This is a genomic window from Methylobacterium variabile (genome assembly GCF_001043975.1).
In the GTDB taxonomy this organism is placed as follows: domain Bacteria; phylum Pseudomonadota; class Alphaproteobacteria; order Rhizobiales; family Beijerinckiaceae; genus Methylobacterium; species Methylobacterium variabile.
The window spans coordinates 1-26,224 of record NZ_LABY01000044.1 but is presented as its reverse complement, the minus strand read 5'-3'; the positions used below and the strand labels follow the sequence as shown (position 1 = coordinate 26,224).

General features: G+C 61.5%; 26 protein-coding genes and 3 pseudogenes. 17 read left to right on the top strand and 12 right to left on the bottom strand.

Annotated elements, in window-relative coordinates; genetic code table 11:
* A pseudogene (locus VQ02_RS38685) lies at positions 1-184 on the bottom strand (cellulose biosynthesis protein BcsN); the annotation flags it as partial.
* Entirely contained in the window at positions 184-1,071 is an 888-nt protein-coding gene (locus VQ02_RS07375) for a ParA family protein (protein WP_245239657.1), read from the bottom strand. The pseudogene VQ02_RS38685 and the gene VQ02_RS07375, both read right to left, overlap by 1 nt.
* A 200-nt stretch (positions 1,072-1,271) precedes the next feature.
* On the opposite strand from VQ02_RS07375, the pseudogene VQ02_RS36815 reads away from it, so the two are divergent.
* Positions 1,272-1,534, top strand: a pseudogene (locus VQ02_RS36815) (recombinase family protein); the annotation flags it as partial.
* A 316-nt stretch (positions 1,535-1,850) separates the two neighbouring features.
* On the top strand, positions 1,851-2,198 hold the full coding sequence (locus VQ02_RS36810; protein WP_157080542.1) for a hypothetical protein: 348 nt from the start codon (positions 1,851-1,853) through the stop codon (positions 2,196-2,198).
* A gap of 635 nt (positions 2,199-2,833) precedes the next feature.
* Here VQ02_RS36810 and VQ02_RS07370 read toward each other — a convergent pair.
* Positions 2,834-3,505, bottom strand: a complete 672-nt coding sequence (locus VQ02_RS07370; protein ID WP_048443524.1) for a hypothetical protein — start codon at positions 3,503-3,505, stop codon at positions 2,834-2,836.
* A gap of 158 nt (positions 3,506-3,663) precedes the next feature.
* Here VQ02_RS07370 and VQ02_RS07365 point away from each other — a divergent pair, with 158 nt between their 5' ends.
* The 5 genes from VQ02_RS07365 (at position 3,664) to VQ02_RS07345 (ending at position 5,793) form a co-directional block, all read left to right on the top strand.
* Complete coding sequence (locus VQ02_RS07365; RefSeq protein WP_048443523.1) at positions 3,664-3,909, top strand: hypothetical protein; 246 nt, start codon at positions 3,664-3,666, stop codon at positions 3,907-3,909.
* A complete protein-coding gene (locus VQ02_RS07360; protein WP_048443522.1) occupies positions 3,909-4,370 on the top strand; it encodes a hypothetical protein in 462 nt (153 codons plus the stop codon). The genes VQ02_RS07365 and VQ02_RS07360 overlap by 1 nt, the downstream gene beginning before the upstream one ends.
* Positions 4,367-4,594: a hypothetical protein gene (locus VQ02_RS07355; protein ID WP_048443521.1), complete on the top strand. Its 228-nt coding sequence runs from the start codon at positions 4,367-4,369 to the stop codon at positions 4,592-4,594. Before VQ02_RS07360 ends, VQ02_RS07355 begins: the two co-directional genes overlap by 4 nt.
* Positions 4,595-4,610: 16 nt before the next feature.
* Positions 4,611-4,925 carry a hypothetical protein gene (locus tag VQ02_RS07350; RefSeq protein WP_048443520.1) on the top strand — a complete coding sequence of 105 codons (315 nt, stop codon included), beginning with the start codon at positions 4,611-4,613 and terminating at the stop codon, positions 4,923-4,925.
* A gap of 229 nt (positions 4,926-5,154) precedes the next feature.
* Positions 5,155-5,793, top strand: coding sequence for a hypothetical protein (locus VQ02_RS07345; RefSeq protein WP_157080541.1), 639 nt, complete (start codon positions 5,155-5,157; stop codon positions 5,791-5,793).
* A gap of 67 nt (positions 5,794-5,860) precedes the next feature.
* Here the strand turns inward: VQ02_RS07345 and VQ02_RS07340 are convergent, their stop codons facing one another.
* On the bottom strand, positions 5,861-6,742 hold the full coding sequence (locus VQ02_RS07340) for a hypothetical protein (RefSeq protein ID WP_048443518.1): 882 nt from the start codon (positions 6,740-6,742) through the stop codon (positions 5,861-5,863).
* Between the two features lie 304 nt (positions 6,743-7,046).
* Here VQ02_RS07340 and VQ02_RS07335 point away from each other — a divergent pair, with 304 nt between their 5' ends.
* The 5 genes from VQ02_RS07335 (at position 7,047) to VQ02_RS36800 (ending at position 12,377) form a co-directional block, all read left to right on the top strand.
* Entirely contained in the window at positions 7,047-7,298 is a 252-nt protein-coding gene (locus VQ02_RS07335) for a hypothetical protein (RefSeq protein WP_048443517.1), read from the top strand.
* A 212-nt stretch (positions 7,299-7,510) separates the two neighbouring features.
* On the top strand, positions 7,511-7,741 hold the full coding sequence (locus VQ02_RS07330; protein WP_157080540.1) for a hypothetical protein: 231 nt from the start codon (positions 7,511-7,513) through the stop codon (positions 7,739-7,741).
* Between the two features lie 149 nt (positions 7,742-7,890).
* Positions 7,891-10,026 (top strand): DUF5906 domain-containing protein, encoded by a 2,136-nt coding sequence (locus tag VQ02_RS07325; protein WP_048443515.1) that lies wholly within the window; start codon positions 7,891-7,893, stop codon positions 10,024-10,026.
* A 620-nt stretch (positions 10,027-10,646) separates the two neighbouring features.
* Positions 10,647-11,771 carry a hypothetical protein gene (locus tag VQ02_RS36805; protein ID WP_157080539.1) on the top strand — a complete coding sequence of 375 codons (1,125 nt, stop codon included), beginning with the start codon at positions 10,647-10,649 and terminating at the stop codon, positions 11,769-11,771.
* A gap of 3 nt (positions 11,772-11,774) precedes the next feature.
* On the top strand, positions 11,775-12,377 hold the full coding sequence (locus tag VQ02_RS36800) for a hypothetical protein (protein ID WP_157080538.1): 603 nt from the start codon (positions 11,775-11,777) through the stop codon (positions 12,375-12,377).
* Between the two features lie 181 nt (positions 12,378-12,558).
* On the opposite strand, the gene VQ02_RS07315 is transcribed toward VQ02_RS36800, so the two are convergent.
* The 3 genes from VQ02_RS07315 to VQ02_RS07305 form a co-directional block, all read right to left on the bottom strand.
* On the bottom strand, positions 12,559-12,990 hold the full coding sequence (locus tag VQ02_RS07315; protein WP_048443513.1) for a hypothetical protein: 432 nt from the start codon (positions 12,988-12,990) through the stop codon (positions 12,559-12,561).
* A 147-nt stretch (positions 12,991-13,137) separates the two neighbouring features.
* Positions 13,138-13,710: a hypothetical protein gene (locus VQ02_RS07310; RefSeq protein WP_048443512.1), complete on the bottom strand. Its 573-nt coding sequence runs from the start codon at positions 13,708-13,710 to the stop codon at positions 13,138-13,140.
* Positions 13,711-13,995: 285 nt separating this feature from the next.
* Positions 13,996-14,322, bottom strand: a complete 327-nt coding sequence (locus VQ02_RS07305) for a GyrI-like domain-containing protein (RefSeq protein WP_048443511.1) — start codon at positions 14,320-14,322, stop codon at positions 13,996-13,998.
* A 237-nt stretch (positions 14,323-14,559) separates the two neighbouring features.
* Here VQ02_RS07305 and VQ02_RS07300 point away from each other — a divergent pair, with 237 nt between their 5' ends.
* Positions 14,560-14,871 (top strand): ArsR/SmtB family transcription factor, encoded by a 312-nt coding sequence (locus tag VQ02_RS07300; protein ID WP_048443510.1) that lies wholly within the window; start codon positions 14,560-14,562, stop codon positions 14,869-14,871.
* 858 nt (positions 14,872-15,729) lie between these two features.
* Here the strand turns inward: VQ02_RS07300 and VQ02_RS36795 are convergent.
* The 3 genes from VQ02_RS36795 to VQ02_RS35425 are packed head-to-tail and all read right to left on the bottom strand — an operon-like array spanning position 15,730 to position 19,666.
* Complete coding sequence (locus VQ02_RS36795) at positions 15,730-16,665, bottom strand: hypothetical protein (RefSeq protein ID WP_157080537.1); 936 nt, start codon at positions 16,663-16,665, stop codon at positions 15,730-15,732.
* Positions 16,665-18,395, bottom strand: a complete 1,731-nt coding sequence (locus VQ02_RS36790) for an ORC-CDC6 family AAA ATPase (protein ID WP_157080536.1) — start codon at positions 18,393-18,395, stop codon at positions 16,665-16,667. Before VQ02_RS36790 ends, VQ02_RS36795 begins: the two co-directional genes overlap by 1 nt.
* 2 nt (positions 18,396-18,397) lie before the next feature.
* Positions 18,398-19,666, bottom strand: coding sequence for an N-6 DNA methylase (locus VQ02_RS35425; protein WP_083469102.1), 1,269 nt, complete (start codon positions 19,664-19,666; stop codon positions 18,398-18,400).
* Between the two features lie 233 nt (positions 19,667-19,899).
* Here VQ02_RS35425 and VQ02_RS36785 point away from each other — a divergent pair.
* Positions 19,900-19,983: pseudogene (locus VQ02_RS36785) on the top strand (IS6 family transposase); the annotation flags it as partial.
* A 293-nt stretch (positions 19,984-20,276) separates the two neighbouring features.
* Here VQ02_RS36785 and VQ02_RS07285 read toward each other — a convergent pair.
* The gene (locus VQ02_RS07285; protein WP_048443509.1) at positions 20,277-21,449 is read right to left on the bottom strand and encodes a site-specific integrase; all 1,173 of its coding nucleotides are present in this window, start codon (positions 21,447-21,449) and stop codon (positions 20,277-20,279) included.
* 179 nt (positions 21,450-21,628) lie between these two features.
* Here VQ02_RS07285 and VQ02_RS07280 point away from each other — a divergent pair, with 179 nt between their 5' ends.
* The 3 genes from VQ02_RS07280 to VQ02_RS07270 all read left to right on the top strand — a co-directional run bounded on the left by VQ02_RS07280 (position 21,629) and on the right by VQ02_RS07270 (position 24,141).
* Positions 21,629-22,729, top strand: a complete 1,101-nt coding sequence (locus tag VQ02_RS07280; RefSeq protein WP_048443508.1) for an RHE_PE00001 family protein — start codon at positions 21,629-21,631, stop codon at positions 22,727-22,729.
* Positions 22,730-22,946: 217 nt separating this feature from the next.
* The gene (locus VQ02_RS07275) at positions 22,947-23,483 is read left to right on the top strand and encodes a Ros/MucR family transcriptional regulator (RefSeq protein ID WP_048443507.1); all 537 of its coding nucleotides are present in this window, start codon (positions 22,947-22,949) and stop codon (positions 23,481-23,483) included.
* 244 nt (positions 23,484-23,727) lie between these two features.
* Positions 23,728-24,141 (top strand): Ros/MucR family transcriptional regulator, encoded by a 414-nt coding sequence (locus VQ02_RS07270; RefSeq protein WP_048443506.1) that lies wholly within the window; start codon positions 23,728-23,730, stop codon positions 24,139-24,141.
* A gap of 447 nt (positions 24,142-24,588) precedes the next feature.
* Here VQ02_RS07270 and VQ02_RS07265 read toward each other — a convergent pair.
* The coding region (locus VQ02_RS07265) for an IS1182 family transposase (RefSeq protein WP_048443505.1) at positions 24,589-26,224 on the bottom strand (1,636 nt) is incomplete at its 5' end.

Sequence of the window (26,224 nt, the reverse complement as noted above, 5' to 3'; positions counted from 1 at the left end):
GGGGGGGGCGGGCCGGCGGGGCGGGGGCGACAGGCGCCGGCTCCGCGGCAGGCTCGGGCGGCGGCGCGAGCGGGCGGGCGAACCCGGCCTCGGCCCCGCCGGCGACGAGCTGCGCGAGATCCTCGGGGTTCGTTCGCGGGCGCGGAGCGCGGCCGAGCGGGATGGATTTCGCGGGCGTGGACATCAGGCGGCGGCCTCGGACGGGGTGATGACGGCGAGGATTTCATCGAGCGCGCGGGCGATCTCGGCCGCGGCCTTCGGGTCACCGTCGGGCTCGAGCGGCGTCAGGCCGTTGAAGTGCATCGACTGGTAGGCGTTCGGGCGCCGGATCGTCTCTGTCGTGAGCACCGGAATGCCGGCGTCAACCACCTCTTGGCGCGCGTGCTTGGCAACCCGGCTCGCGATCGTCGCCATGCCAGTGAAGATGACGCGTGCCGGGATGGGCCGGCGCAGCATCTTCTCGGCCCGCTTCACCTCAGCATGGGTGCGGAACACCTCCTGCAGGTCCATGCCCGAGATGCCCGAGGGGATCACGACGATGTCGCTCTCGGCGATCGCGAAGGTCACGGCCTTAGAGGCGGCACCTTCAAGGTCGATCACGACGAGGGCGTAACGCTCGACGGCCTCGGCTATCCGGTCTTGCATGGTCGCTTCCGTGACGCCGGCGATCACGTCGACGCCCCCTCCCCTGCCCTCGCGGTTGGCCGCCTCGCGCCAGGCGCGCACGTGGCCGTTCGGGTCGGCGTCGAGGATGACGACGCCCGCGCCGCGCTGGGCAGCGGCCGAGGCGAGGCAGATCGCGAGCGTCGTCTTGCCGACGCCTCCCTTGGTCGAGCACAGGCTGACGACAGGCATGAGGGCTCCTTCATGGATGGGCGGGCGCCGGCCTGGGCGGATGCCGGCTTGGGCAGGTGAGCGGACAGGCGCACGCCCAAGCGCCCGGATAGGCGTAAGGGCGAAGTCACAACAAAGCATGAAGGCGCGCAGGCGCAAAGGCGGGACGGCGTTAAGGCGCACGCCTTGGAGCCTTTCTGTCGGCGCGCCATCATAGGCGTAAAGGCGATCGATCAAGAAGGCGCAAGGGCTAGAAGGCTCATATACGCAAATGCGGAAAAGCGCGCGCCTAAATGTACATTTGATCAAGATGCAGGGTTCTCGGACCGGATCCGCTTCCCCGAACGCCCCTACCCGTGTCCCTCGGGTACACCCTGCGAGACGGCCGCGGTGAGATGCCTGGCCCTATCTCATAGGGTTGCGGGCAGGGCCATGAGACAACGGCGGCCGGTATGGCCTTCCTCGACATGCTTGAGGTATTCGCCGAGTTCGAGACCAACCTGCGGCAGGAGCGCCAGATGGAGGGGATCGCAAGGCCAAGGCCGCTGGCGTCTACAAGGGTGGTAAGACACGGATCGCGGCCGGCGAGGTGGGTCGCCTGGCAGGGGAGGGGACCAAGAGTGCATCAGACCCCTTTTGCACGCCGGTACCCACTCTGGGTCTCGTGAGTTTGCATAGACGCCCGAGACCGACGCCCTGATGAGCCTATCGTGCGCTGAGCCTCGGCCCTATCGAGAACTGCTGAGGCAGCAGCCTCATCGGCTTCTGCCTGGGTCTTTAGGAGATCAGCCCGAAGTTGGGCAAGTTCCAAATCACTGCGTTCGTCGCCGTACATTGCGTTTATCAGCTCAGGGCTTCTCTGCGGCCCCTCTCTTGAGATAGCGTCCTCAAGTTCTCGTCGAAACTTTGCTGTGATCCTCTTGGGATCGATGTACTTGCGAATAATTTCCTTCGCTCTCATGGTTTGCCTGCCTTTGTATTATCGTCGTAGTTAGGTATCGTTATCGCGATGCTGCATGTATTTATCCCGCTGGATTTCCCGTCGCAGAGTAAATAAAATCATGTATGGACATCAGATATTATCGATCTTTGAGCGAATTAGCGCTCTGGGTATCGTTGAATCTCAAAAAGCTTTCTCCATAAGCTGGTGCGGAAAGAGCGGTGATCTACTTCGGGACTATGGTCGGCGAGGAGGGGCGACTGCCAGGGTCAACCCGCGCGTGGTGGCGCGTCTGCGCCAGAGACTGGCTGAAGCCGCCACTTTGTTGCCTAAAGATCTGGCGGAAGAAGTTCGCGAGATCGACGCAGCCATCGTACAGCACGTGTACGTTGCCGATCTACTTGGAAGGCGATCGTTCAGATGAACATGTTTCGAATTACAATGTTGGTATCAATCAACGATCTACCTGATCTTGTGCAGATTTTGAGCGAGCGGACGCGTGACGGTCACGTCTATCGTGAAACACGGATCGACGAAGATCGCTGGCTTCTGTCTATCGCGGTCAGTGACCGCGAGGAGGCGCGGTTCCTGCGAAGCTATACATTCTAGTCGGGTGAACTAATGCCGTGGCAAAACGCTGATCTCTGTTCAGTATCCGATTGATGATGGTAGCGCTGTCGAGCTCTTGTTCGCGGCGCTGCCCCATGTCTTCGCCGACTCCCTCTCCATTTTTTCCATCTTGACGGCGCACGACTGAGTTTCAGCTCGAGGTCGATGCGCCTCTGCGGGTTTAGTCGTTGAGGGTCATCGAGCAGAGCGAGGTGGGCCGAGCCGAGTAGTCTCGGAGCGCTGAAGGCGCGGGCGAGCGAAGCGAGTGAGCTTAGCTCTTGAGGCGCTGAGCAGCGAAGCGAAGCGAGCGGTCGCGCCTCATAGACGCTTAGGTCATGAGGCGGGAGCCGGAAAACTAGGCTTCGAGTTGGCCACATCTCTTAGACTAATATTAGTCTTCGACTTAGACTCTAATAGTCTAATATAGTCTAAGAGATGTTGATGGCAAGATCAGGTTGGCCAGTTGTCGTAGAACTTGCCCGTCAGGTCGTTCCGGGCTTGAACCTCGGCGTTCTGCTTCAGCAGGTTACCCTTCAGGTCGGTGGTTGAGAACCGGGTGAACGACAAGCTCTGATCGTTGACGATGAATTCGAGGTACGTGGGCCGGCGGTTCTTGACGACGGCGTAGACGAAGTGACCGTCGATGAACGCGGTCCCGACGCCTGGGGTTTTGTCAGCTGCTAGTCCGAGGAACACAGTGGTGTCTTGGTTCGGCTCTGGCTCAATGTGCTGGTACGCTGTGATGAGCGAGTTGTGGAATTCCTCGGAGATCGAGCCGCGATCCTTCAGGCCGTCGATCTTGCTCTTGAAGCGGTCGTAGTGGACGAGGGGGAAGCTCTTCTTCCAAGTGGGACGGTTGAGCTTCAGCGTGCTCGTGTCGCCCGACCACAGCTCGAACGTGAACGCGAATTCAGGCTTATTCTTCGCGCGGTGGATGCCGTTGTCGAAGAACGTGACTTGAGCGAGCGCTAGGGTGCTGAGGAGTGGGCAGGCGCGACCATGGTTAACGGACGGCGGCCCCTGGATGGGGGTCTGACCTTGATTCGCCAGCGTCTGAAGTTGATTCAAAATGTCGGGATTTTTCTGAATCAGGGTGAGCAGGTCTTCGAGTGTTACTGTCACGTAGTAATTCCTTAAAATGAATGTATAGTCTATGTCACACAAGAGATCGATGCTGCAACATCAAAATTATTTTGACTAATAAGTTAGAAGGTCGTACGAGATCATTCGTCGCCAGCCGGTGCTTTTGCCGTGGCGCTGGATCTGATTTAGGAATTATTATGGTGAAAGTATTCATTGTCGCGGTCGAGGACCACGAGGGTTGCGGGACCATCCGGACTTCAGTTCACGCCACGCTGGAGGGCGCCACCGCTGTTCTGCGCGAGATGGTCGCGGAAGAGTTCGACGGCTACGAGGATTTCGAGGATGTCGATGTCAGCGACATGAGCGCTGTCGAGATCGCCGAGGCGATCGATGAGGTCTTCGGCAAGAGCGCGTTCGTCGAAGAGCACGAGGTGCGCGCGTAATGGCTGCCTTCAGAAGCCTCAAGGCGCCGGCTGGCGCTGTCGTCGTCCACATAGGCAAGTCTCTCGTCGTGGTCGAGACCGATGCGATCCTGCGGACCCGTGTCAAGAAGGTAGCCGAGCACACCCGCGGCCTGATGATGGGCAATCACTTCTTCGAGGCGATGCGTGACATCGGTCACGTCACGGCGTGCGAACTCGTGGAGACCATGTACGCTCTCGACGCCGCCGCCGGGGATGCCCCGAAGATCGCCCGCCTCAACGACGAGGCCCGGCGGTTCTCGATCGCCCTTCAGCAGTACGAGACGCACCCCTTCGTCTACATCCGCCACGATCGGGTGGAGATGACGACGCAGATCATCCGGATGCGCGACATCAACTCCATGGAGGAGTTCCACGCCTGGAAGGCGGGGTTGGAGACGCGCGACCGCGAACTAATGGGCTTCGAGGCGCTGCTGGTATGACCTCGCCCTCGATCCGGACGACTGTGCTGCTGGCGGTCACGGACGAGTGGGTCAGCCGCACCCTCTACAGCGAGCGCTTCGACGAGGTGATGGTCTGGCTGGCCGACCGCTCGCAGTGGCAAGGCTATCTAGAACCGATCACTTCGGCGGAGGATGATGCGCGCTGGTATGTGACCTGTCCGAGCGAGACGGACGCGTTGGATTTCAAGTTGCGCTGGGTCTGAGAGCGTAAATAGGCCTATGACGATTGACCCCGACGAGTGGGCGGCGATTGCTGCCCACCTCGAATCCCTTGAGACTCAGGTCGCCGAATTGACTGCCCAGGTCGATTTCTTCAGCCGCGAGCGCCTGCTGTACCGCGAGGGCAGAGAGGCGCTGGAAGCGGCCACCACCTCGACCGTGGATCTTCTGGCGCCACTGCCGGCCGGGTACGGGCGCGGCAACGCCAACCAAGTCGTCGCCCTGACGTACGAGGCGGGCCAAGAGATGGCGCCGGGCTTCTTCAAGCCGTCGTCGGCAAAGCGGTCGCGCAAGCCGGACGGGACGGCTCTTTAACGGCTGGGCGTTAAGGCTACCCCGACCATAGGGGATCCTGATGCCGAGCCTTGAGATCGTGTCCATCGACGGCGGCCTGTACGCAAGCATCCTTGGAACACTATCGATCGCTCCCACTCGTCCTGGTTCTCCTCTTCCGGCTTGAGGCGAAGCGGGAGAGCGTGGAACGACGATGGGAATGCCTCGCGGGGCGGGGAGTGCGGCGGCTGCGACGCTGCGGGGTGCCGTGATGGACAAGATCTACTACAAGGGCTGGAAGACTCGGAAGATCTGCTGCGTGACGCAGTTGAACCGCGCCTGCGACGAGCAACCGGGCTGCTACTACCAGGTGATGAGCGCGGCCTTGGGCCTGTCCGGCATGGGTCACCGCAGGGCGTGGGTTCCGCACCCGAAGGGTAGCTTCCCAGAGAAGCCGGGCTACTCACGGCTGTTCTATGATTGGGCCTTCTGCCCTTCGACGCGCACGGCCTCGGAGATCAACCCAGAGGCGACGCGGCTGATCAACCAGCCAGGGGTGCAACACCTCAAGGGTAGCCGGCAGCTCCGGCCGCAGGAGTCGGTGATCGGTCAAGCGTGGCTGTTGCACGCCCGAGGCGTGATGCAGCGCTGCTTCACCCTACGCGAGGAGCACCTCGATGAGGTGGCCGAGTGCCTCCGCGAAGAGATGGGCGAGAAGTACATCTGCCACAAGCTTAAGGGCCGGATCTACGTCTTCCCAAAATTCGGCTCTCCCGAGGAGTACCGCGACTTGCTGCGCCGGATGGACGACAAGGAAGAGGAGGTGAAGCGCCTCGGTGAGGAGGGCATTGCCAAGCACGTCGAGCTGTACGCGTACTTCCCCGTCGACGCCCGAGTCCGCTGGGGCTGACGGCGCTGGTGGGGCGCGGAGGCGTGCCCTCCATGCCCTACCTGTCCCACCTGCCCTACTAACGGGGCTAGATGTCGAACAAACCGCCACCACTCGCCATTCGCCTCGCCGCCTTCCGGGCCAGTTCCTCCTGAACTTCGCGCTTGGCGCGCAGGTAGTCCTCCTCGGTGCGCTGCTCGAACACGCCGCGGCGCGCGAGATAAGCCGCGGCGGTGACGCCGGTCGGGATGCTCGGATCCTCGGGCTCGGGGCTGCGGACCAACTCGCCAACTTGACGATGCGGCAGCGGTTCTCCCATAGATACACCCGATAGGGTATTCTTACCTTGGTTCTTATCCTGATCCGAAGAAACACCTACGGGAGGCCGGGTGGTCACCTCCTTCTCCGGGGCGCCTGGTACAGGCCGTCGCAAGGTCTCGGCGAAGAGGCTGCGCAGCAGCGGACCGAGCTTATACCGAACGGCGGGTGCACGGATACCGTCTTTGTGGCGCACCGCCTTCAACCAGAATCCGAACCGGCCGTTCCGGTCCTCGACGGCGGTGAGAGCTTTCGGGGTGATGCGCTCGATTAAGCCGACGTTGAGGAGGAACCGGATCGCCTCCCGGCACAGCCACTCGGAGATGTGCTGCATCGTCGGTGGGGCGTTCGGTCCCGTCAGCCCCCGGCGGTCGAGCAGGAACCCGCCCTCCAGGCCGCAGCCGCGGACGTCGAAGACGCTCGGCGCCGTGTGGAAGCGCCCGATCGTGAGCAGCAGCGCGTTGACTGCCTGGAGCAGCTGGGTCCGGCGGGTGAGGAACAGGATCGAAAGGGGCCGGCGCAGCGCGCGGCGGACCCGGCGTGGCAGGTTGTAGATCCCGTGCCAGTGGGGCGTGTCGTCCTCGCCGGGCGGCGGCTTGAACCCGGGCTGGCGCTCGGGCGGCAGGTCGTAGACGCGCTCCTCGCGCTTCATGCGGAACGGGTTGCGTTTGTACACGGCGAACCTTCATGGGTTGCGCCGAGCCATGGCTGGAGACCCCCTTGTCATGAGGGCCAAACCTGATGTACCTTCCGAATCACCACAAGACGGAAGCGGACTTAGGTCTGCGCGATAGCCCGGTGCTCTCCAAAGCGCCGGGTTTTTCGCGTCTGGCGGTGGCTCAGCCGAACATCGGTGCGACTCCTTTTCGCCCTCCAGCCGTAGCCTTAACGCTTTCATGTGTCCAGGCGATATATGGCTTGGACACAGGCGCGCGGGCGCTGCTACGATCCGGGCCATGATGTTGGAGATCGAGGCCAAGGGCACTCAACTCGTGGGGCTGGACACCCCGGGCCATATCGGCTCGGCGCTGCTCCAGACCACGCCGCTCGGACCTGCTGCTGGTCCCGGTCCGGTCGGGCAGTTGGACGGCGAGGGCGTGGCGTTGCCGCTCCAGGCGCTGCTCGAACTGGAGCGGCAGCCGAACTACTACGAGCTGTTCAATTACATACGGCCTGGCTGGGAGGGGGCGTATGGCTGTGCCCGGTAGGCCACCGAGCAACTGGAGGCGCAGGGCTATCGTTGTTGACTCATCGCGGGTGCACCCCCGATCCACATCCGGGTGCTGTTCGAGGATGCCTCGCAGACCGGCGCGACCGTAGGTGAGCTTGAGCCGGAGGGTTGTGCCGCACTAGAGATCCACCGCCTCTGGCGATGGATCGCCCACGAGACGCGAATTACTTTGAGCATATGGCGGGTCGCATGATGGATCAGGCAGCTGTTGAAAAGCCGAAGCGCAAGCGCAAGTACCGCCCTGTGACCAACGATGGGCAGCGCAAACTATTCACGACATGGCTGCCATTTGACATGCCAGATAAGCTGCGTGAGCTTGTGCAGGAGCGGCAATACTTGACGAACGATAAAAGCATTACGATCTCAGGGCTGGTAACCGAGGCGATCGACGACTTGTTGGCGAAGTACAACAAAGCTTAGCCGTTCGCCCAATCAGGTAGGGCAGGTAGGGCAGGTTGGGCATGGAGGGCAGGCGTCCATAGCCCCTGGGCCGATGGCGATATATCGCCCTTGACGGCGATATATCGCCATGAGAGGGTTCCTCATCGCCCGCCGATGAGGAAATCCCCGTGGCCGTTGAGTCCTCCACCGATACCCTGACGAAGCCCCGCCGCGAGGGCGGGGTGAACCTCGCCGACATGGAGCCCGCGCCCCACACCGCCCTGCTGCGCCAGATCAAGCTCGGCGCCAAGGGCGAGCAGTTGTCCGCCATCCTCGCCAAGCTCGGCAAGCTCGACCGCTACCGGAAGATCGACGGCGACATCGATCAGGAGGCCATTTTAGCCGACGCCCGGATCGTGCCGGGGGCCGAGACGCCCGCCCCCGAGCCGAAGGCGGAGGCCGCGCCCGCCCCGGCCGAGGCGCTCGGCCCGCTGTGGACCGAGGAGACCATCGCCGCGGCCAGGCGCTACCGGGAACAGGGTCTGCTCTACCGCGAGATCGCCGAGAAGCTGACGGTGGATCTCGGGCGCGAGGTCACCAAGCCCCAGGTCAACAACCTGCTCTCCCCGAGCCGGCAGCCCAAGGGTGAGGCCAAGGCTGAGGCGCCCGCCCCCCAGCCGGCCCTCTACCCTCTCGACTTCGAGTGGACCGAGGAGATGAAGCGCGCCGCGATCGACCTGTGGGCCGCGGGTAATTCGTACCCGAAAGTCGCCACCGCCATCAACGAGCGTTTCGGTAAGAGCTTCACCGAGCGCCACATCAGCGAGATGGCTCACAAGGACCTGTGGGCCACCAACTACTTGGAGGGGCTGAAGGCCAAGGCCCTGGCCGAGAAGGCCCAGCAGCCGGCGGCTCGGACCGTTGAGGAGATCGTCGAGGCCGTCCAGAACCCGGCCCCGGAGGGCATGAACGCCCAGCAGGGTGAGGACGAGGAGGAGACCAAAGACGAGGCCGCTGAGGAGGAGATCGACCCGACCGCCTACGCCGAGATGGAGGCGTTCGTCCACGGCTACCTCGACCGCCGCGGGCTGGTGGTGCTGCTCGACGGCGGCATCGACTCCCTCCACATGGCTCGCCCCAAGGCCGACGACTTCGACGGCTTGGCCGACTCGGCGGCGCGACCCCGCCTCACCCGGGACACGATCCGCGACGAGGTCGAGCGCGAGTTGCTGCGCTGCGGGCTGAAGACCGGGCGCCTCGACCTCGCCATGCGCCGCTGGTTCCGCCAGCAGCAGGCTACCCGCAAGCGCCAGATCTGGCTCGGCATCCACGTGCGCCACCAGAACCTCGACCCGCACTTCGAGGCGGTCCGCCGCATGGCCGAGGTGCGCTTCGCCGAGGACCCGGGCTTCGTCGCCGCCTCGATCGAGGACCTCGTGTACCAGTGCAAGCGCAAGATGCACGAGGCCCCGATCGCCCAGCCGCATATGCTCTCGTTCTTCGGCAAGCAGAACCTCGGCAAGTCGAGGCTCACCCGGCTGATCGCCTCGCCGATCAAGGAAGCGGCCCGGAAGAAGGTCACGCTCAAGCAGGTCGTGGGCGGCGAGAAGGCCGCCGAGATGTGGGACAGCAACCTCCTCATCATCGATGACCTCGACAAGGCGCCCGACACGACGCTCGGTGAGTTCAAGTCGATCATCACCTCGGAAGAGTTCAATTTTCGGCCCATGAGAACCAATAAGTTCGAACGGCTGCCGAACGTCACCACGTTGCTTGCCAGCCACGATCGCCAGCTGATGGAGATCCTGGGCGATCACCGCGGCATGCGCCGCTACAACGAGCTTCGGCTCAAGCCCAAGCACGAGATCGACCTCACCCTCTCCCTGGCGCTCACCACGGCGATCGACTGGACGGCGTTCTGGGCCAACGTGAGCCTCGGCGACATGCAGGACGAGGACGACCCCTCGCCGATCCTCCGGCGCGGCTTCGGCGACTACCTCGACCAGCGGCAAGCCGAGATCACGCCGATGGACGCGATGTCGTCCTTCGACGTGTGGTTCAAGCGCAAGCTGCCGGCGGCGATCCCGCAGATCAACGCCGACAAGCTCGGCTGGATCAAGGGGGCCGACCTGCACGGCCACTACGAGGAGACCCTGTCCGGCCTGCGGATGTACGACATCATGGCCCAGCCGGTCTGGGGCAAGCGGATCCGGCCCTACTGCTTCCAGACGGGCGTCGAGCCGCACGGCAAGGATCAGGTCTTCGCCCTGCGCAAGATCGGCGGTAAGGCCGAGTACAAGTGGGTGGGCACGCCGAAGGCGTGAACCTCCCCATCTCGCAAGCTGCAACACCAAACTCGTCGACCGGTACCCAGTCGACGACTTTTGCGTTCAACATCTTGAACAGCCGGCGCCATCCAGCGCCGGCATAGCGCGTCGCGACACTCAGGGCCGATCCCAAATCCCTCATCATTAGGATGGTATGGCCGCCGCATCTCACCAAACCCTACCCGTGGCAGCGGTTGGATGCGGAATTGCCAGTCCAGCGACCATGAGCGAAGGTTCGGAAATGGCGCATCGAGGCGTTCGACACGCGGACGCTGCTGAGCCACTCCCCCTTGGGTGTCGACTGAACGGACCAACGGCGGCTGCAGCACGATCCGGCTTGCATCCCCTCGCTTGAGTCGCGCATCAGATATGCTGGCGACGCGCGTAGGTTCAGTGGATACTACCCGTGAATCAAATCAACGTGATTCTATCCCGCTTGTCTGGATCAGAATCTTTAAATGCAAGTGCACGGACAATTTTTATATAGAAAAATCAAGCGAGCCAATCTAAGAAGGATTTGTTCGCGGCGACACAGTTGGAACCATCTTTGGTTAGACTCTTCGCAGCGAGTTATTGTAAAATCACAACATTATTTTTATAATTTACGGAGTCTTGTAATGCCGAATTGGGCAGCTAATCGCGTTATCCTTTCTGGTCCGGCCGACGAGGTCGTGCGACTCGTCGAGACCTGCATCCGGCCGCTGAGCGATGCTGAAGCTAACGAGATCGATTTCGATTTCGAAGCTCTGATCCCCACGCCGCCTGCTGTCCGGGCCACTTCCAAACGTGATACGCGCGAGAATATGGAGTTGGAACGAAAAATAATTCGTGAAGTCCCTGGCGTACCCAGCCGGTACAGCTGGTCGGTAGCGAACTGGGGGACGAAGTGGAATTCGTCAGGGCTATCCGTCTTGCGACGTCAGCCCGGGCTCGTGGACTTCGTATTCGATACCGCATGGAGCTGCCCGGAGCCCATCTTCCGGGCTGTCGCAGCTCAGTACCCGCTGCTCAAAGGATATGTGCTCAGCTGGGAGCATGGAGAGGCTTGGAATGTCTTCGGAGTGATCGGAGATGGAGCTTACTTTAGCCACCGTTCCGATCATGAATTTCTTCCGACTCTCTTCGAGGTCAGTGCGCTCGACCATGAGCTGGACTACGCTGCAGCTGATGCGCTGATCGAGAACTGGCGCGCCATCTCGCGCTGTCTATCCGACCCCGGATCGGGCGCCGCAGTGGTGGACTTGGCTACCGCATGCGTTGCGGCGGCGTTACCCGCTGATGTCGTGGTGCGGCTCGAATTTGCAGCGAATTGCCAGGCCTGTTTGGACAGCGATGCTAAGCCCGACATGCCGGCGCATAACGGGGGCGCCGCCGACCTCGCTTTCCTGTCCACTCACGACCGGATCCGCGCCGAACTCGATCAGGAGTTGGTGGGCGAGTTCGTCTCGCTGTTGCGGCAGGACGTACTGCCCTGCCCGGGCGAGAATTATCTCGCGTCGGAGTTCAAGTCAGCTGCAGAGCAGATCGCGAGGAATTCCTCTGAGGAGGAGCTTCGGACCTGGGCTGCCCTTGCGATGTTCCGCCCCGGCGTTTCCCTCGATATGCGCGACGCCGACAGCCTCAGGGCTGGATTCATCAGCCACGCGGCCCGCCTGTATGAGGAGGTGGAAGCTCACCTCGAACGGCGTGCGGATGATCTGACCCAGGGTCGTGCATCTCGCAAAGCCGAGCAGGAGGCGTAAGCCATGGCTTCGGAGATCCGCACCAAGCCCAACAAGGGCAGCAGAGCAATTCTGAAGGAGCTCAGTGCCAAGGGCGTTCTCGCCCACAGCATGGTTGGCATTTACAACGTCATCCGTGCACAGAGTAGCACCGTCGAACCGCAAGGGTACGATTTGTGGCAGCTCTCCGGTACATTAGAACGGCCTTCGAGTTTTGCTCTGCCGCTGGTCAAGTGCGATGCATGGGTCGGCTACTCCGGTGGTCGGGCTAAGATCACTGCAGCCAGTGGCGTAAGATACGACGGGCAGCCAGCCAGCATCTGCGAGAGCAGCTGCCATCTCAATGAGCTTGCTGGCAAGCTGATTAGGCAACCAGACACGCGTGGCGCCAGCTGGATCCCGAACGACGGCCAATTCTACGGCGATGCTGTGCTGGTAACAGATGTGCGACGGCATTGGTCGTTACAAAGATGGCGCGTAGAAGCGGGCGAGATCGAGGCGTTCAACGAGATGCTCAGCACGCCGCGTACTCTGGTATCGAGGGGAGTACATAATCCGCCTAGCATCTTCTTCCATGAGGAGCCGAACGAAGTCGACCTCATGTTTATGAAGCTTCGTTGGGTATAATGCGAAGCGGCGTGCGCAGCTGAATAAGGCGACACCCGCGCGGGTGATAATCGTTGCGCCCGCGCGGAAGAGCCAAGGAATGCTCGACCCCGCGGCGCAGGCGCTCCCTCGCATCAATGAGCGGCGTCTCGATCACGGCCGCACGCTTAAAGGTGCGGCCGTGGTCTACGCGGTCGCCGTATCAGTGAGCGTCGAGCCACTCGAAGAGCGACTCGAGCAGGAGGTCCCACCGTCCGTAGTTGTCGGACTGACGCGCCATCCACCCTCTCCGGTCGTTACGGGCCGAAGCCAGGATCCCAGACACCGCCTCCTCAAGCAGCTTATGCTCCAGCAGATCCCGCCGGTAGTGCTCGACCAGGTACTTGCACACGTGGATCGTCAGTTCGGCGTCCGCATCCCGCGGATCCACCTTACCCGGGTCGATGTACGGCTTGCCCGTCACCATTGATTCGATCAGAGCGTGCGCCCGCTCGTAGGTCTCGCCACCGTCGTATGACACCATCGTCTGCCCGGTATCGGCATCCGTAATCGCAATGTTCACGTCCTTCATGCCCCGGGCTGGGTGAGCGGCGAACATCGCATCGAACGCCTGCTTGTTGTAATACTCGTGCATCAGTCAAATCCAAATTAATATTCAAAGTATAATGACCATAGAAGCATGCATTAAATATTTCTTCGCCTGCTTCATCAGGGATAGATTAAAGTAGTTGATCTGATCCGGCGCCTACGCATCATAAACTAAGGCGATGGAGATGCGCGCTCATGCCAGCACTACGCGCTTCAGGATCTCGAACTCCTCGTCCTCGACCAGGTCGAAGTAGCGCTCTCCGATCATCCGCTTCGGCTTGCGCTTGCCCTCGATTTCGCACTCCCACTGCTCGTCGGCGACGTCGTCGCGAGCCTTGAGAGCCGCGGCTTCGGTGGCGTAGGCGCAGATGTCCTCGCCGTGGCGGTGCCGGTAGACGGCGACGTAGACGTCCGCGGTCGACACGGTGGGCTTCGAGCCCTCGTCCGGCCGGCGGATCGAGTACGGCTCGTCTCCGGCCGCAGCCTTGAGGGGCGGCGCCTCCTGCACCAGAGCGGTGACGGCGAGGAACGCCGACTGGTAGGCGGCCTCCACCGCGGAGTAGGTGAGACCGAGCTCGTCCTCTACCTCCTCTCCATTCTCGTCGTAGTCGCAATCGATGAGGGTCTGGTCGAAGCCCCCCGCGTCCGCGTAGTCCCACACAGCGACGAGATGCTTGCGGTACGCGTCCTCAAGGGCCTTGAGCGCGATGAAGGCGCCAGCCGCGGCACCATCAGCCATGGGCGCGGCGTTGATCGTATCGGTCATCGAAAATCCGTAAATGAAATGAATCGCCCCGGCACTAATCCGTCCAGCGGCGAAAATCGATCTACTGGATCCAAACTTTTTCGTCAAACTATTTTTTAAGATGCGACGCCGATCCCAGATATGGCATGGGGTAAATCCATCAATTTAACTGATTCAACGACGAATTTAACCATCAAGAATCACATGGAGCTGATTCACAAGAATCAGACTTCTTGAATCAACTTGTGACAGTGGCGAATCAATCGGACGCTGGGTTTCCTGCTCGCCAGCCGTTAACCAGATTGCTCACGGGCGCCCGTGCTTGGCCGTGGCCCGAACGGCCGCCGTGCGAGTGGGGCACCAGTGCAGACTGGCCTGCTCTTGACCGTGCTCGGCGGCCCAGGCCATCAGCAACCACCAGGCGTGTGAGAGATGCCTGTAGGGGCCTTCCAGCCGCAGGTGCGCCGCACGACCGCCGGGGATCTCCTTCACGGTCACGCTGTCGCTGGCTCTGAAGCCCCCGGTAATGGTTGAGCCCGCTGCGATGCGGATGCGATCGCCGGAGTGGGAGAGGGAGAACATCACTTCAGAGCCAATCTTCTCGATGGCCTGGGCCGCGAGCGCCGCATCCACCCGCCCGCGGGCCTCGCGCTGGAACTGAGGGATGGCGGAAAGCTACCTCGCCCCATTCGGCAGCGCAGATGCTCGGGGGACCAGCACGATCTCCGGCGCACTCATGCCGCCCTGCACCTGATCTGGCATCCTGCCCTCCCAACTTCGCCTTGCATGCGGCGCGCTCGTGAGGCCGCAAGAGACAACGAGCTGATGGTCGGGCCTGGCCACTGGGTTAGTTGCGGCTTACAGTAAGCCATGGCTAACACACAGGCCTCTCTCGCGATCGCGGCGCTCGGCGATCTGACCCGACGAAAGATCTTTGAGCGCCTCGCACGTGGCCCCAGCCCGGTCGGTGAGCTCGCCAGCACCATGGCGGTTACTCGGCCCGCCGTCTCACAGCACCTGCGCATCCTGAAGGAGGCTGGTCTAGTCATCGAAACCGCGCAGGGGACCCGTCGGATCTACCGGCTCGACCGACGTGGGATCAGCGCGATCCACGCATGGCTCGATGAGCGATGGTCTGAGGCACTCAACGCGGCAGGATCCACCCTCGAGCAGGAGTTCTGATCGCACGACGTCGATCTGATTTAAAGAGGAGGTCGGCCGTGTGTGCTTGCGCACGTCGCGCTGCTATGAGGCTCCCCACATAAGGTTTGCCCCTTGTGGGCGTTTCCTCCCTAGACTTCGGGCCGCCTCGCAAGGGTGGCCTTTCTTTTCACAGTCGCGGCGTTGCGAGCTGATAGCGGCAGCTCTAGAATGACGGCTGTACAGCTGCCGCCTGGCGGGATACCGGAGTGGGCCGAAGGTCGGCGTTGCGGATCATCGATGAGCTACACCCTCGCCGGGGCGCCGTGGCAGTAGCGGCAGCGGAGACGGGGAAGCACTTGGCGCAACCTGGCCCGGCAAAGCCGGGGCTGCTGCGTCAACAGCAGCTGCAGCGGATAATCCGTGAGACCTTGCCCACACTCGCAGCGGGATTGCCAGCCACCAGCCCGACAGCTCGGCCAACGGGCGGCTCAGGGCCGTTCCAACGGTGAAAGGCGGCATCACGGCCCAAGCACCGGGAGCACGTCGCGGGTGCTGCCCCACCAGGTCAGCGAGGCGTCCCGCTCCGGCTTCTTCACCAGCGGAACCCGCGCGGGCTTGCCGCTACAACGCCGACATCGCAGGCGACGGATGACACGGCGCAGTGGGAGGTTTTCGCAGCGATGGCGTGCCACAAGCGTCGCTAGGGCGTGAGTTGCGACGCTGTTGCATGTCGTTTTCTCACAGAAGCAATGCAGCCAGAGCGCCGTCAGTTCACGGCGCGGCATGAAGTCTGCGTCTGGCGGAAGAAGTGCTAAGTCGAACATAGCGGGCAACGTCCCGCTAAACGACGTGTGTTACGATAGACAATCACTCTATTAAGAATGTAAGTAGGGGTTTCTAAGGTTTGCCACCGGGCTTTTGTTTGTACTTAGTCCCCATTTTTGCTGCTTTCTTGGCACGTATATCGGCAACAGTGTCTTTGAAACTGTTATACAGATCCTTTGCGCTTGCTGATGCGGGGCTGTCCGAGGCGCTAGCAAAAAGCCCATAGTACTTAGAAAAACGACTTCTATCTTTCGTGTAATTCCATGTCCAATTATCGTAAGTGACTTTTCCATCAAAAGCGTTGATGGCGCTCGTTCTGTCGAGAACTGAGTGAAAAATATAATTATTTACGGTTTTTACGAACGTGCGAAGCAGATCAGCGATTTCTTGAAGATTGTCCTTCGTTGGAGTGAATGGCTTTTCAAGAACTATGGAATGATCGCTTAAGCCCAGCTTGATAGCGTTGTTTGCTCCAAGCCTGCCAAAACGATGAACGCAGCAATGCCTGATTTCACATATTTTTTTGTATTCTTCTAAAACTGTACTCACTTCATTTGGAACAGCCCCTTTTATGCCTAGTAAGTCTGAAAAAGTCTTTTCTATGTTATGCTTTCCGGCAAAAGATATTTCTTCTAAAATAGCTTCAGGGAGTAGTGCAGGCTTGTGATGCAACGCGGCGCCAAAGCTGACATTTAGGGGTTCCGCCAAAAGCCGCGCATGAGTGTCAATATTTATTAGTCCACGGATTAGAGCCCGAAAATAGCTCTCTACCGCTGACATATATCCAAGAATGACCAGCGTTCCAAGTTCAGGAGTTATAGAAATATTGGGAGGTAGATATATGATATTGATGGCATTCGTGTTGGCAATAAATTGATCAATCGGGCTTTGCTTCCCAGGTTGATGAGCTGCCGAGAAAAGTGCTTTTGTATCTAGAGGCGTAATCGCCTGTAGAACAGTTATTGAGCGATAGGACGATTTAGCGGCCGGTGGTGGTGATGCGGGCATCAGGATACGAACTCGTCCACGTAGCTTTCCACAGCCGTGACTATGCGCTCTGCTCTCTTGCTACCAACCATATATATCTTGCGGAGTTCTGTGCCGGGATCTTGTAGCGACAGCAAGTCGCCGATCACCCGAATGTGATTATCTACAAGCTTCTGCCGCGCCCATTCTGTCAATCGAGGTACCTCATCGAATGGAAGCTTCATAAGGCGTGTAAACGTAGAGTCGTCCACAAGCTTAGAGCCGCAGTTATGGCAAAATTTCTGTCCCTCGCTCATCCGAGCTGTATGGCATACTTGGCAGGGCGGTAGATCGAGCTTCAGCTCATTTAGAGTTGCTTGTCCAAGTAAAGTATCGATTTGCCGGCGAACGGGATGCTTAGTAGAGGGTCTGGATAAAAACTCAACGACAGCTCGATGTGATGTTCCCTTGCTTTTGCTTGAGAAGGCACGAACAGCAATAAGTGCAGATAAATGAGGAGTTAGTCGCCGATATGTACGATCGGGCCCCCCGTGTGAAACTTGCGGATGTTCGTAGAAGAGCCCAGCTTCAATAAGCAGATTGATCATACGATCGGTAAGGTGTTCTAGGCTGGAGCTTTCCAAGCCGAACATGATCTGTTTTTCGTTTTTATCACCGAGATTTTCATTGGCCTCGCGAATAGTCTCGACACATTTGTTGAAGAATGTGTCTCCTACTTTTACGAGCGTAGCAAGCCTGGGCATTTTCAAGCCTAGTGAAAGAAACTCCTTTTTTCTCGCATCATTATGGCTTTGGATGATTGTGTTCAGACCCTGCTGTGTAGTTGCATAGTTTCCAGCTTTCCACTCGCGCAGCATTGCCAAATAGGCTCGGGGAACTCCAAATGCCGCATATTTTAGGTAGTCGTTTACCTCACTAGGAATTGTCGAGCTTTCGGGGAAGCGGCGTTGGGCTATGCCGCCCATAATTTCACGGTAGGTCTGATGTTCGACCGGCAACCATGCAGTAACCGTCTTCCCCTCGTGATTTGCATGAAATCTCGGTCCGAACTCTGTCGTGCCTGGGTATATAGAGGCTTTGGGAGACAACCTTGGGCGTTTGAGTACGCGCACAATATCAAAAAATTCAACAAGATATTCGGGCGTTAGAGTAAGAGCTGCATCATCTAAAAGAATGATGGCACGTTTCCTCTTGTGGAAGGTGGCCATCTCTTCGATTGCATCGGCAACGCCATCAATGGTCAGCGCTTTGACAATTTCTTCATCACGATCCGAGACAGACAAGCCTCGCTCAAGGCGGCCAATCAGTTTGTCGATTGATGCGCGATCAAGATCGAAGGAGTCCAAAATATCGAATTTTTTCCCCTTTAGAGCTTTGTCTAGATCGTCTGCGGCTTGGAGGATGCGCGACAGAGTCCAGGCTTGAAAGATTGTAAGTGCGTCCGGGCGCTTACGAAGCAGAGGCTCCAGTCTTAAATATCTATTGAAGCTGACATATATTGCTAATGGCTGTGTTTTGTCATCACGGCACACAAGCCACGTATAGCGCATCATGTGCGTCTTGCCACAGCCTCTAGGGCCCTGAACTAAGACAAGTCCTTTAGCTACGAGTGATTCATGAACTGCGTCGTAATAATCGCCTTTAACTGTTCCATCTCTTAAAACTTCCTCAGTTACATGATCGGCTCGTTCTTCAAAGCCATCAAGAAGCCCATCCGCCAGACCAGCATCACTGTGACTATTAGGAGGCACGTTCAGGCCTTTGCTGATAATAACGGAAGATGCAAAAGATCATGCTTGCTGAGCATTCGGGCACTAACTCCTCGCGCAGCGCTGTACAGCAGATTTCTGCCTTCGTCGGATGAGAGAGCTGACAGAACTGCTGTGCGCATCGTTTGAGGGAGTCGAATTCGATAGATGCAGTCCGTGATCGGAGCTGCTCCTTCGATAACCAACCCAACCTTTCGATGCAACTGCCGGTCTACGCGAGCGAGGAGAATGTCTCCCGCCGTTGCAAGCACGTCAGGCTTGCTGCCGGTATCGCAGCTGGAAGTAAGGGGTGGCAGTCTGACGGGTCCTCCAGGTACCGGGGGGAAATCCGATGTGTGGAACACCTTATAATTTACAGCTTTGGCTTCAGCTGAACTTAGGCGTCCTCGAACAATTTCAGCATTTATATCGCTGAGGCTTACATGAGAGTCGCGACGACCCAGAAGTTGGTCAACTGTATAAAATGCGTAATCCAAGCGTTCTACACCAGCATCTAGCGAGATGTTGAGTGGACGCGAAAGGCCATTTTCGAGCGTATAATTTAGTAAGTTGATTTGCTTTTTAACTGGTGCTGTTTTTCTTAGAACCATTATGTACGCTTGTGCGTCAGTCTTTGCGAATGAGCAGCGAGGAAGCTGGACCACGCACTTGATCTCATAGTTTTCTATGATCGCCCGCCGCAGTTTCTGGCTTTTTTGACCGGTGATAACTCCGTCGGGGACAATTATCCCGACATTAGCTCCAGATCGTGTTAGGCGGAGTAGTTGGGAAATAAAAATAGCATCTAGTGTGACATCGCTTATCGCTGAAAAAACGTTATCTAAGCGGGCCTCAGATAATATTTGCTCAAAGCCCGGACGCCATTGTGGCTGAAGATATGGCGGATTTGAGACTGCCGCATCAAAGCCAGCCCTTCCTCGAAGGATTTGCTTGGGCAGGTCAACGTCAAGCGCATCTATCGTAACATGTGTATGACGAGAAAAGCCTAATCCTGAGATGTTACATTTCAGATCGACTACACAGTCCTGATCAAGATCTATTGTGCAAAGTTCAGCACCACGCCACTTTCCGCCCGCTGCTACTGATAATGTTCCTGCACCTGCACCAACATCTACTATGCGCTTTGGCGGGGTGCCATTCATAAGTTTTACGAGCAGATCGGCAACATGCTGCTTCGTGTAGAAGCGCGCTAGCGGATCGAAATGGCGACTGCGATCTTGGCCGTTTTCTTGCATAGCGGAAATAAACGGCATCAGAGGGTCCAAGTTCTAGCGAGTGCTTATGGTGCCTGCGTGCTGACCATGATTTTGCACATTGCTTCGAACGCTTATGGTGCAGCTCTGTCGTTTGGCAGCTAAGCAAGAAAACGTTAACCATCCGTAAGCGGCTGAGCCGGCTGGGGCTTGTCGCAAACGCGAACGGACATCCGTTTACGAGTCGCTAACCATCCCTACCCAGCCTGCCGCCTCCGCCTCGGAGCCGGCCCATGATCCTCAACGCCCTCGCCCTCAAGCTGAAGCGGCAAGCCCGCGGCGACTTCCGGGGCCGGCACTTCGAGGCCACTCTGATGGGCGCAGGTCCTCAGTCAGGCCAGCAGGCAGTTTGGGGGCCAGGGTAGGGGAAAGCCATCGCCGGCCGGATCGCCGCGCAACATGTGTATCCACATATGAAAGTATGGAGGTATAGGCGTGTCCCTTCGGGCCGGGCTCTAGTCGCACAAGCGCTCCCCAAGCCACCGTTCCGGTGTTTTGGCCCTCACGGGTGACGATCCTCACGCGACGGACTAAGGCCGCCGACGCGAGCCTGATGGGGTAGCCGGGATTGCGAGTTCAACGCGCTGATGTGGCGGAGCTGGTACTCACCTCATCCGATCAGCCGTACGGCTTTGCCCTTATCGATCTCGGCCTCGTTGTAGTAGCGCGCCGCCTGCTGCACCGAACGGTGCTGCGACAGCTGCATCGCCTCGGGCAGCGGTACGCCCTGCTTGCCCGCCTCGGTCATGAACCCCGACCGTAGGCCGTGGGCGGAAAAGAGCGCTGGGTCGAGCCCGGCCCGGGCGCAGCGCGCCTTCAGGATCGCATTCACGCTCTGCGGGTCGAGCGCCGTCGCACCGAGCCGACCCCAGCGGTCGATGCGCCGGAACACCGCCCCGGCCTCGATCTTAGCGAGCGCCATCCAGTCGAGCAAAGCCGTCGCGGCCCGCCCAATCACCACCACGCGGGCGTCGTCCTCCGCGGTCGTGGTCTTGGTGCGGCCGAGGCGGATCGTGATCTTCGCGACCATGGGGCTGTCCAGATCGGCCGGATCGCGTGGCACCGGAGCGTCGCGCACCAAGTCCTCGACCCGCAGGGACGCGACTTCGGCCCGACGTCGACCTCCTGATGCGAAGGCGACCAGCAGCAGCGCGCGGTCGCGCACATCGACCAGGCGATGCTCGTACAGGCAGGTGGTGAGCAGTTTCTCGATCACCGCGGCGGTGACCGCCCGCTGACTCTTGCGGGTGCGGGGCCGCCGGTTCGCCCGCACGGCGAGGGAGAGGGCGGTGCGCAGGCGCGGCGTCTTGAACGGTCCTTCGACGCCGCGAAACCTGTGCAGGGTCGACCAGTGGGCGAGGCGTCGACGCACGGTCGAGACCGCGTGCGGACCGGCGACCCGCAGCAGGCCACGGGCCCGTAGATCATCCTCGACGGCGCTGGGCATGCCGTGGCGGGGATCGCTCTCCCGCTCGGCCGGATCCCAGAGATGATGGGCAACGAATTTCAGCGCCAGGGCCTCGGTGGCGGGCCAAGGCAGGGGATGGCCGGTGGCAGCCAGGCACCAGGCCTCGAGGTAGCCGAGGTCGGAAGCGAGCGCCCGAAGGGTGTTGGCGCCCATGCCGGAGCGGGCGAGGTGCTTGAGGGTGGCGGCATCCTCGTCGGTGAGGAGGACGGCCAGGCGCTCGCGGGCATCGAAGGGCAGGAGTCCGGCGAGGGCGTCGAGGTCGCGCTCCCGGGCGAGGGTCGGATCCGGGAGGAGGGTAGGAGTGGGATCGAACATGGCAGAGGAGCGTGAAGAGGGCCGCGGGAAGCCCATTCAAGCCGTTTTCAGGCCTTGGGTCCATCGCCATCGATAAGGGGACATTATCAATGGTTAGGACGGCTCTCCAACCCTCATACAGGTGCGCGAAGCAAAAGGCCTGTTCGCTTCCTTGATGATGAGCCGGTATAAGCAGCGCAATGGTTTACCGCCTGCCCGAGCCGCTTCCCTGGGCCGCCCTCGCCCCGCCGCTCGCCGCCGCCGAGGACGCCCTCGCCCGTCTCGACGAGCGCCTCGCCACCAGCCCTATCCGCCAGGGCTGGGGCGCCCGCACTGCCTTCGCCGACGCCTGCGCCAGCCTCGCCCTCCAAGGCGACCTCGTCCTCCTTGAGGACCTCGTCCTCCACGACGCCGGTCGCGACCGGCACGCTCCCTCGCAAGAGCTCACCCGCGCCCACGCCGTCCTGCGCACCCGCCGCCGCATCGCTGCCGCCGAGCCCGGATGGGCCACCAGCCCCGCCGGCCTCGCCGCTCTGTCCGAGGATCCGGATGGGGCAGGCGATCAGGACGCGGTCTCGATGCCAGCCGCGCCGCCGATCGACGGTGCGGACGGGGAGGGGGATCTCGCGGACGTTGATGAGGCGTTTTCCGCCGAGCTCGCCGGCATCGACGCCCTGATCGCCCGCTCCAGCCGCCTCCTCGCCGACACCGGCCCGGTGCGGGAGAAGTCGCCGCTGCTCTATGACCCGGCCTGGGGCGAGAGCGACCGCCTCGCCGCTTGGCGCCACGCCGTCGCCGACACCCGCGTCCTGCCGCCGGTCCTCGCCACCACCATCGCGGTCGATGCCTGGACCGCCCTCGAGCCGCTCCAGCACCGCGCCTGGCTCGGGCCGCTGCTCGCCGCCGACCTCCTGCGCGCCCGCGACAAGGCCCGACACCACCTGCCCGCCCTCGCCAGCGCCCTGCGCCGCGTGCCGCGCGACCGCTGGCTCGTGCGCGATCCGCTGACCCGCTGGCTGGCTGTCCTCGGCGCCGTCGCCGCAGGTGCCGAGCAGGGCATGAGGGATCACGACCGTTGGATGCTCGCGCGCGAGGTTCTGCAGGAGAAGGTGAGAGGGAGAAGGGGGAGTTCCAGCCTGCCCCGCCTCATCGACCTCGTGCTCGCCCGGCCCCTGGTCTCCACGACCACCATCGCCGACGAGCTCGGCGTGACGCCGCGCGCAGCTCAGACCCTTGTGGCCGAACTCGGCCTGCGCGAGCTCACCGGGCGGGAACGCTATCGGGCTTGGGGGATCTTGTAAGCCGTCGGTCATGCGTGGGCGTGAGATCCACGTGGGTCACGGCCGAAAATGCTGCTCCGCGGGTTGGTGACTAGGTGCGGCAAATTGCTGATGAACCAGTTTACTCGTCAAATGGCTTTGGATTAGCCAGCGGCAGGCACTTGCTCGACGCCGGCTGTCCTCCATAAAATTCTCCGTGTTCGGATCTGGTTGGATCCTCGCAGTAGAAAGATTTTCCGTGTCCGACGAGTCCCAAGCCCAACAGCCTGAGTTCATCGATCTCGCGGCCGATATCGTGTCGGCCTTCGTGAGCAACAACAACGTTCCGATCGCCGAACTGCCGGGCTTGATCGCCTCGGTGCACGCGTCACTGAGCGGCCTTGGCCAACCGGCCGCTACCCCGGTGGAGGATCACAAGGTCACACCGGCCCAGATCCGCAAGTCGATTACACCGGACGCCATCATCAGCTTCATCGACGGCAAGCCGTACAAGTCGCTCAAGCGGCACCTGACCTCGAACGGCCTGACCCCCGACGAGTACCGGCAGAAGTACGGTTTGCCCCGCGACTACCCGATGGTGGCAGCCACCTACGCGGCCCAGCGCTCCGAGCTCGCCAAGAGCCTCGGCCTCGGCCAGCTCCGGCGCGATCGGGCGGCCGCCAAGAAGGCGGCTGAGAAGCGGGCCGAGCCCGATCCCGTCGTCACCGCACCCGTGGACGCGAAGCCTGCACGCCGCGGCCGGCCGAAAAAGGCTACGGCCAGCGCAACTGAGTGACGTGGACCCGACGAACCCATGGCGGCGACAGCGTGCCCGACGCACGCTGTCGCTTTCGGGTGTGCTCCTCGTGGCAGGAGGTTTGAGGATCGCCTTGATCGGTGTGTATTTCGCCGTCGAGGATGTCGTCACCCACTGGATCAGGTAGGTGTGCCGCTTGATCAGGGTTGTGCATCCCTGCGCGTTGCTCGATACGGTACCATTGCTCGGTCTTGAACCGAGCCCTGGAGTAGGAAAGTTTTTTGTGTCGCAACAAGAACAAGGCCCTTCGGTCACTCTCGTTGAACTCGCGGCTGACATCGTGTCAGCCTACGTGTCCAAGAACTCCGTTCCGGTGGCGGAGCTGCCGAACCTGATCGCGTCGGTTCACACCTCTCTGACCAACCTGGGGCAGGCGGCTTCCGTGGAGCCGGAGAAGCTGACCCCGCCGGTGCCCATCAAGAAGACGGTCACCCCGGACTACCTGATCAGCCTCGAGGATGGGCGCCAGTACAAGTCGCTCAAGCGCCACCTGTCGACCCGCGGGCTCACCCCCGAGGAGTACCGCCGCAAGTGGGGCTTGCCGCACGACTACCCGATGGTCGCCGCCAACTACGCCGCCCAGCGCTCCGAGCTTGCCAAGAACATCGGATTGGGCAGGTCCCGCAAGGCAGCCTGAGCCGTTCCCAACGATCTCCTGTCGACCAGCATCAGGCAAGGCCGACAGGAGCGCGGACCGAGGTAGGTTGGTCCAGATGAACATCAGCCTGAGCTCTGGGGTTCGCGTCGATGCCACTGCCGAGAGAGCAGCAGACAACCAGGCGTCATCCCGGGTGCGTTGGTCGATTAGGTTCTTAGGCGCGCGCCCCAGGCCGATCCAGAAATCAAATACTATTCTCTTAGAACGGGTACGGAGCTGGGCTGGATCGGTCCAGTAGGGCAGGCCCTAATGGACCAGGCAGATGGAGTCATCGGCCGATTGGGCGAGCGTTTTCCTGACATTTGAATGGCAGACAGGGTTTCCTGACATCCGCCGGCACGCGCGGCTCTCGCGGAAGGTGGGTCAGCCCTGGCCGACCCGCCGGCCTGTCAGGAATGGGTCGGACACTGTTGGCGAAGTCAGCGGCTAAGCCGTGAGTGCCTTGAACCGTGAGGTGCGTGTGGGGGCCAACGGCCGCAGGGCGAACCAAGCGGCAAGGCGATCCAGGTTGAGAGCGGCCGCCGTCGCCACACTCTGGAGGGTCGTCTTAGCCAGCCCGCGATAGCGGGCCTGGCGCAGGCCGAAGCGGCGCACGCCCTGCGAGATCGTCGCCTCGATGCCTTGCCGCTGCCCGTAGAGCCGCCAGCCCTCCTCGCTCTCCAGCCGCCGTCGCGCGGCCGCCAGCGCCTCGTGCTCGGCACGCGGATGCAGGCTGAGCCGGCGGCTCTCCGCCCGGGTACAGCGCGGCTTGGCGGGGCACACGCGACAAACGGCGGGGCTGAAGCCCGCGCGGATGAACGCGCGTCCGCTCGCCCTGTCCTTGTACGCGCCCCAACTCGTGCTCTCGTGGCCCTCCGGGCAGCGCACGCGCTGACGCTCCCACTCGACCGCGAAGTCGGTGACGTCGAACGCTCCCTCCTCACGCGTCTGCCACCCCTGCTTCGGCCGGGCGGGGCCAATCAGCGCGATACCGTACTGCTCGTGCGCCGCGACCAGGTGCTCAGCGCTGACGTAGGCGGCGTCGGCCAAGTGCTCGCCGGGGGCCAGTCCCGCGCTGGTCAGGCCGGCGTGGATCGCACCGATGCGCATCGCCTCGTGCACATTGGCCGGGGTGGTGTCGGTGTGAACGACCAGCCGAGGCAGGTCGGGGTCGCACGTCTCGGTCAGGTGAACCATGTAGCCGGTCCACTCCGTTCCAGACTTGGCCCGGAAGCGGGCCTCGACGTCGTAGGGCGACTCGACCCGGTCACCGGGCCCACGCCCCTGCACCGGGCGCAGGTGCACGCCGGCGCCGGCGGGCGGGCTGCCGTCCCGTTCGCGCGCGAAGTGGCGCGCCCACACCCGGCGCAACACGGCGACGGCCGGCAAGGTGGTGGCGAGTGGTGGGGTGCGCGCGCCCTCCAGCGCATCGAGCAGATGGTAGCCGTCCGCCCCGACCTGGAGCACGTAGGCCTCGCGCTTGGGGCCGCTCTGCGGCAGGCGCGCGTCCTCGATCCGACGGTCGTAGCGCTCGTGCCACTCGGGCGGGGCGAGGCTCCGCAGCCAGTCGGGGGCGAGGACCGCGACGGCATTGAGGGCCGCCCGCAGCGTCTCGGCCAGCAGCTCGACGCGGTTGAGGTCGCGCACTGCCGCGAGCACGTGGGTGCTGTCGGTGCGTTGGCGCCCACGCGCCTTGAGCACGCCCTGGTCGCGCGCGGCCTCGAGGATGCGGGTCAGCAGCCGTCCCGTGGCCTCGTGCTGCAGCAGCCGGCCGCGGAACTCGCACAGGACGCTGGGATCGAAGCCCGGATCGGCGAGGTCGAGGGCCAGCAGATATTTCCAGTCAATCCGGGCGCGGACCGCCTCAGCGGCCTGGCGGTCGCTCAGGCCTTCGCGGAACTGCAGGAGGGTGACGAGGGCGAGGCGCCAGGGTGCGTAGGCGGGCTGGCCGCGGGTGGGATAGAGGTCAGCGAACGCGGCATCGGCGAAGATGGTGCCGAGGCGGGTGCGTAGGAGCAGGTAGGGGTTGCCGCGTCGGAACGCGGTTTGGGCGACGCGAGCCGTGTCCTCAGGGACAGGCGGG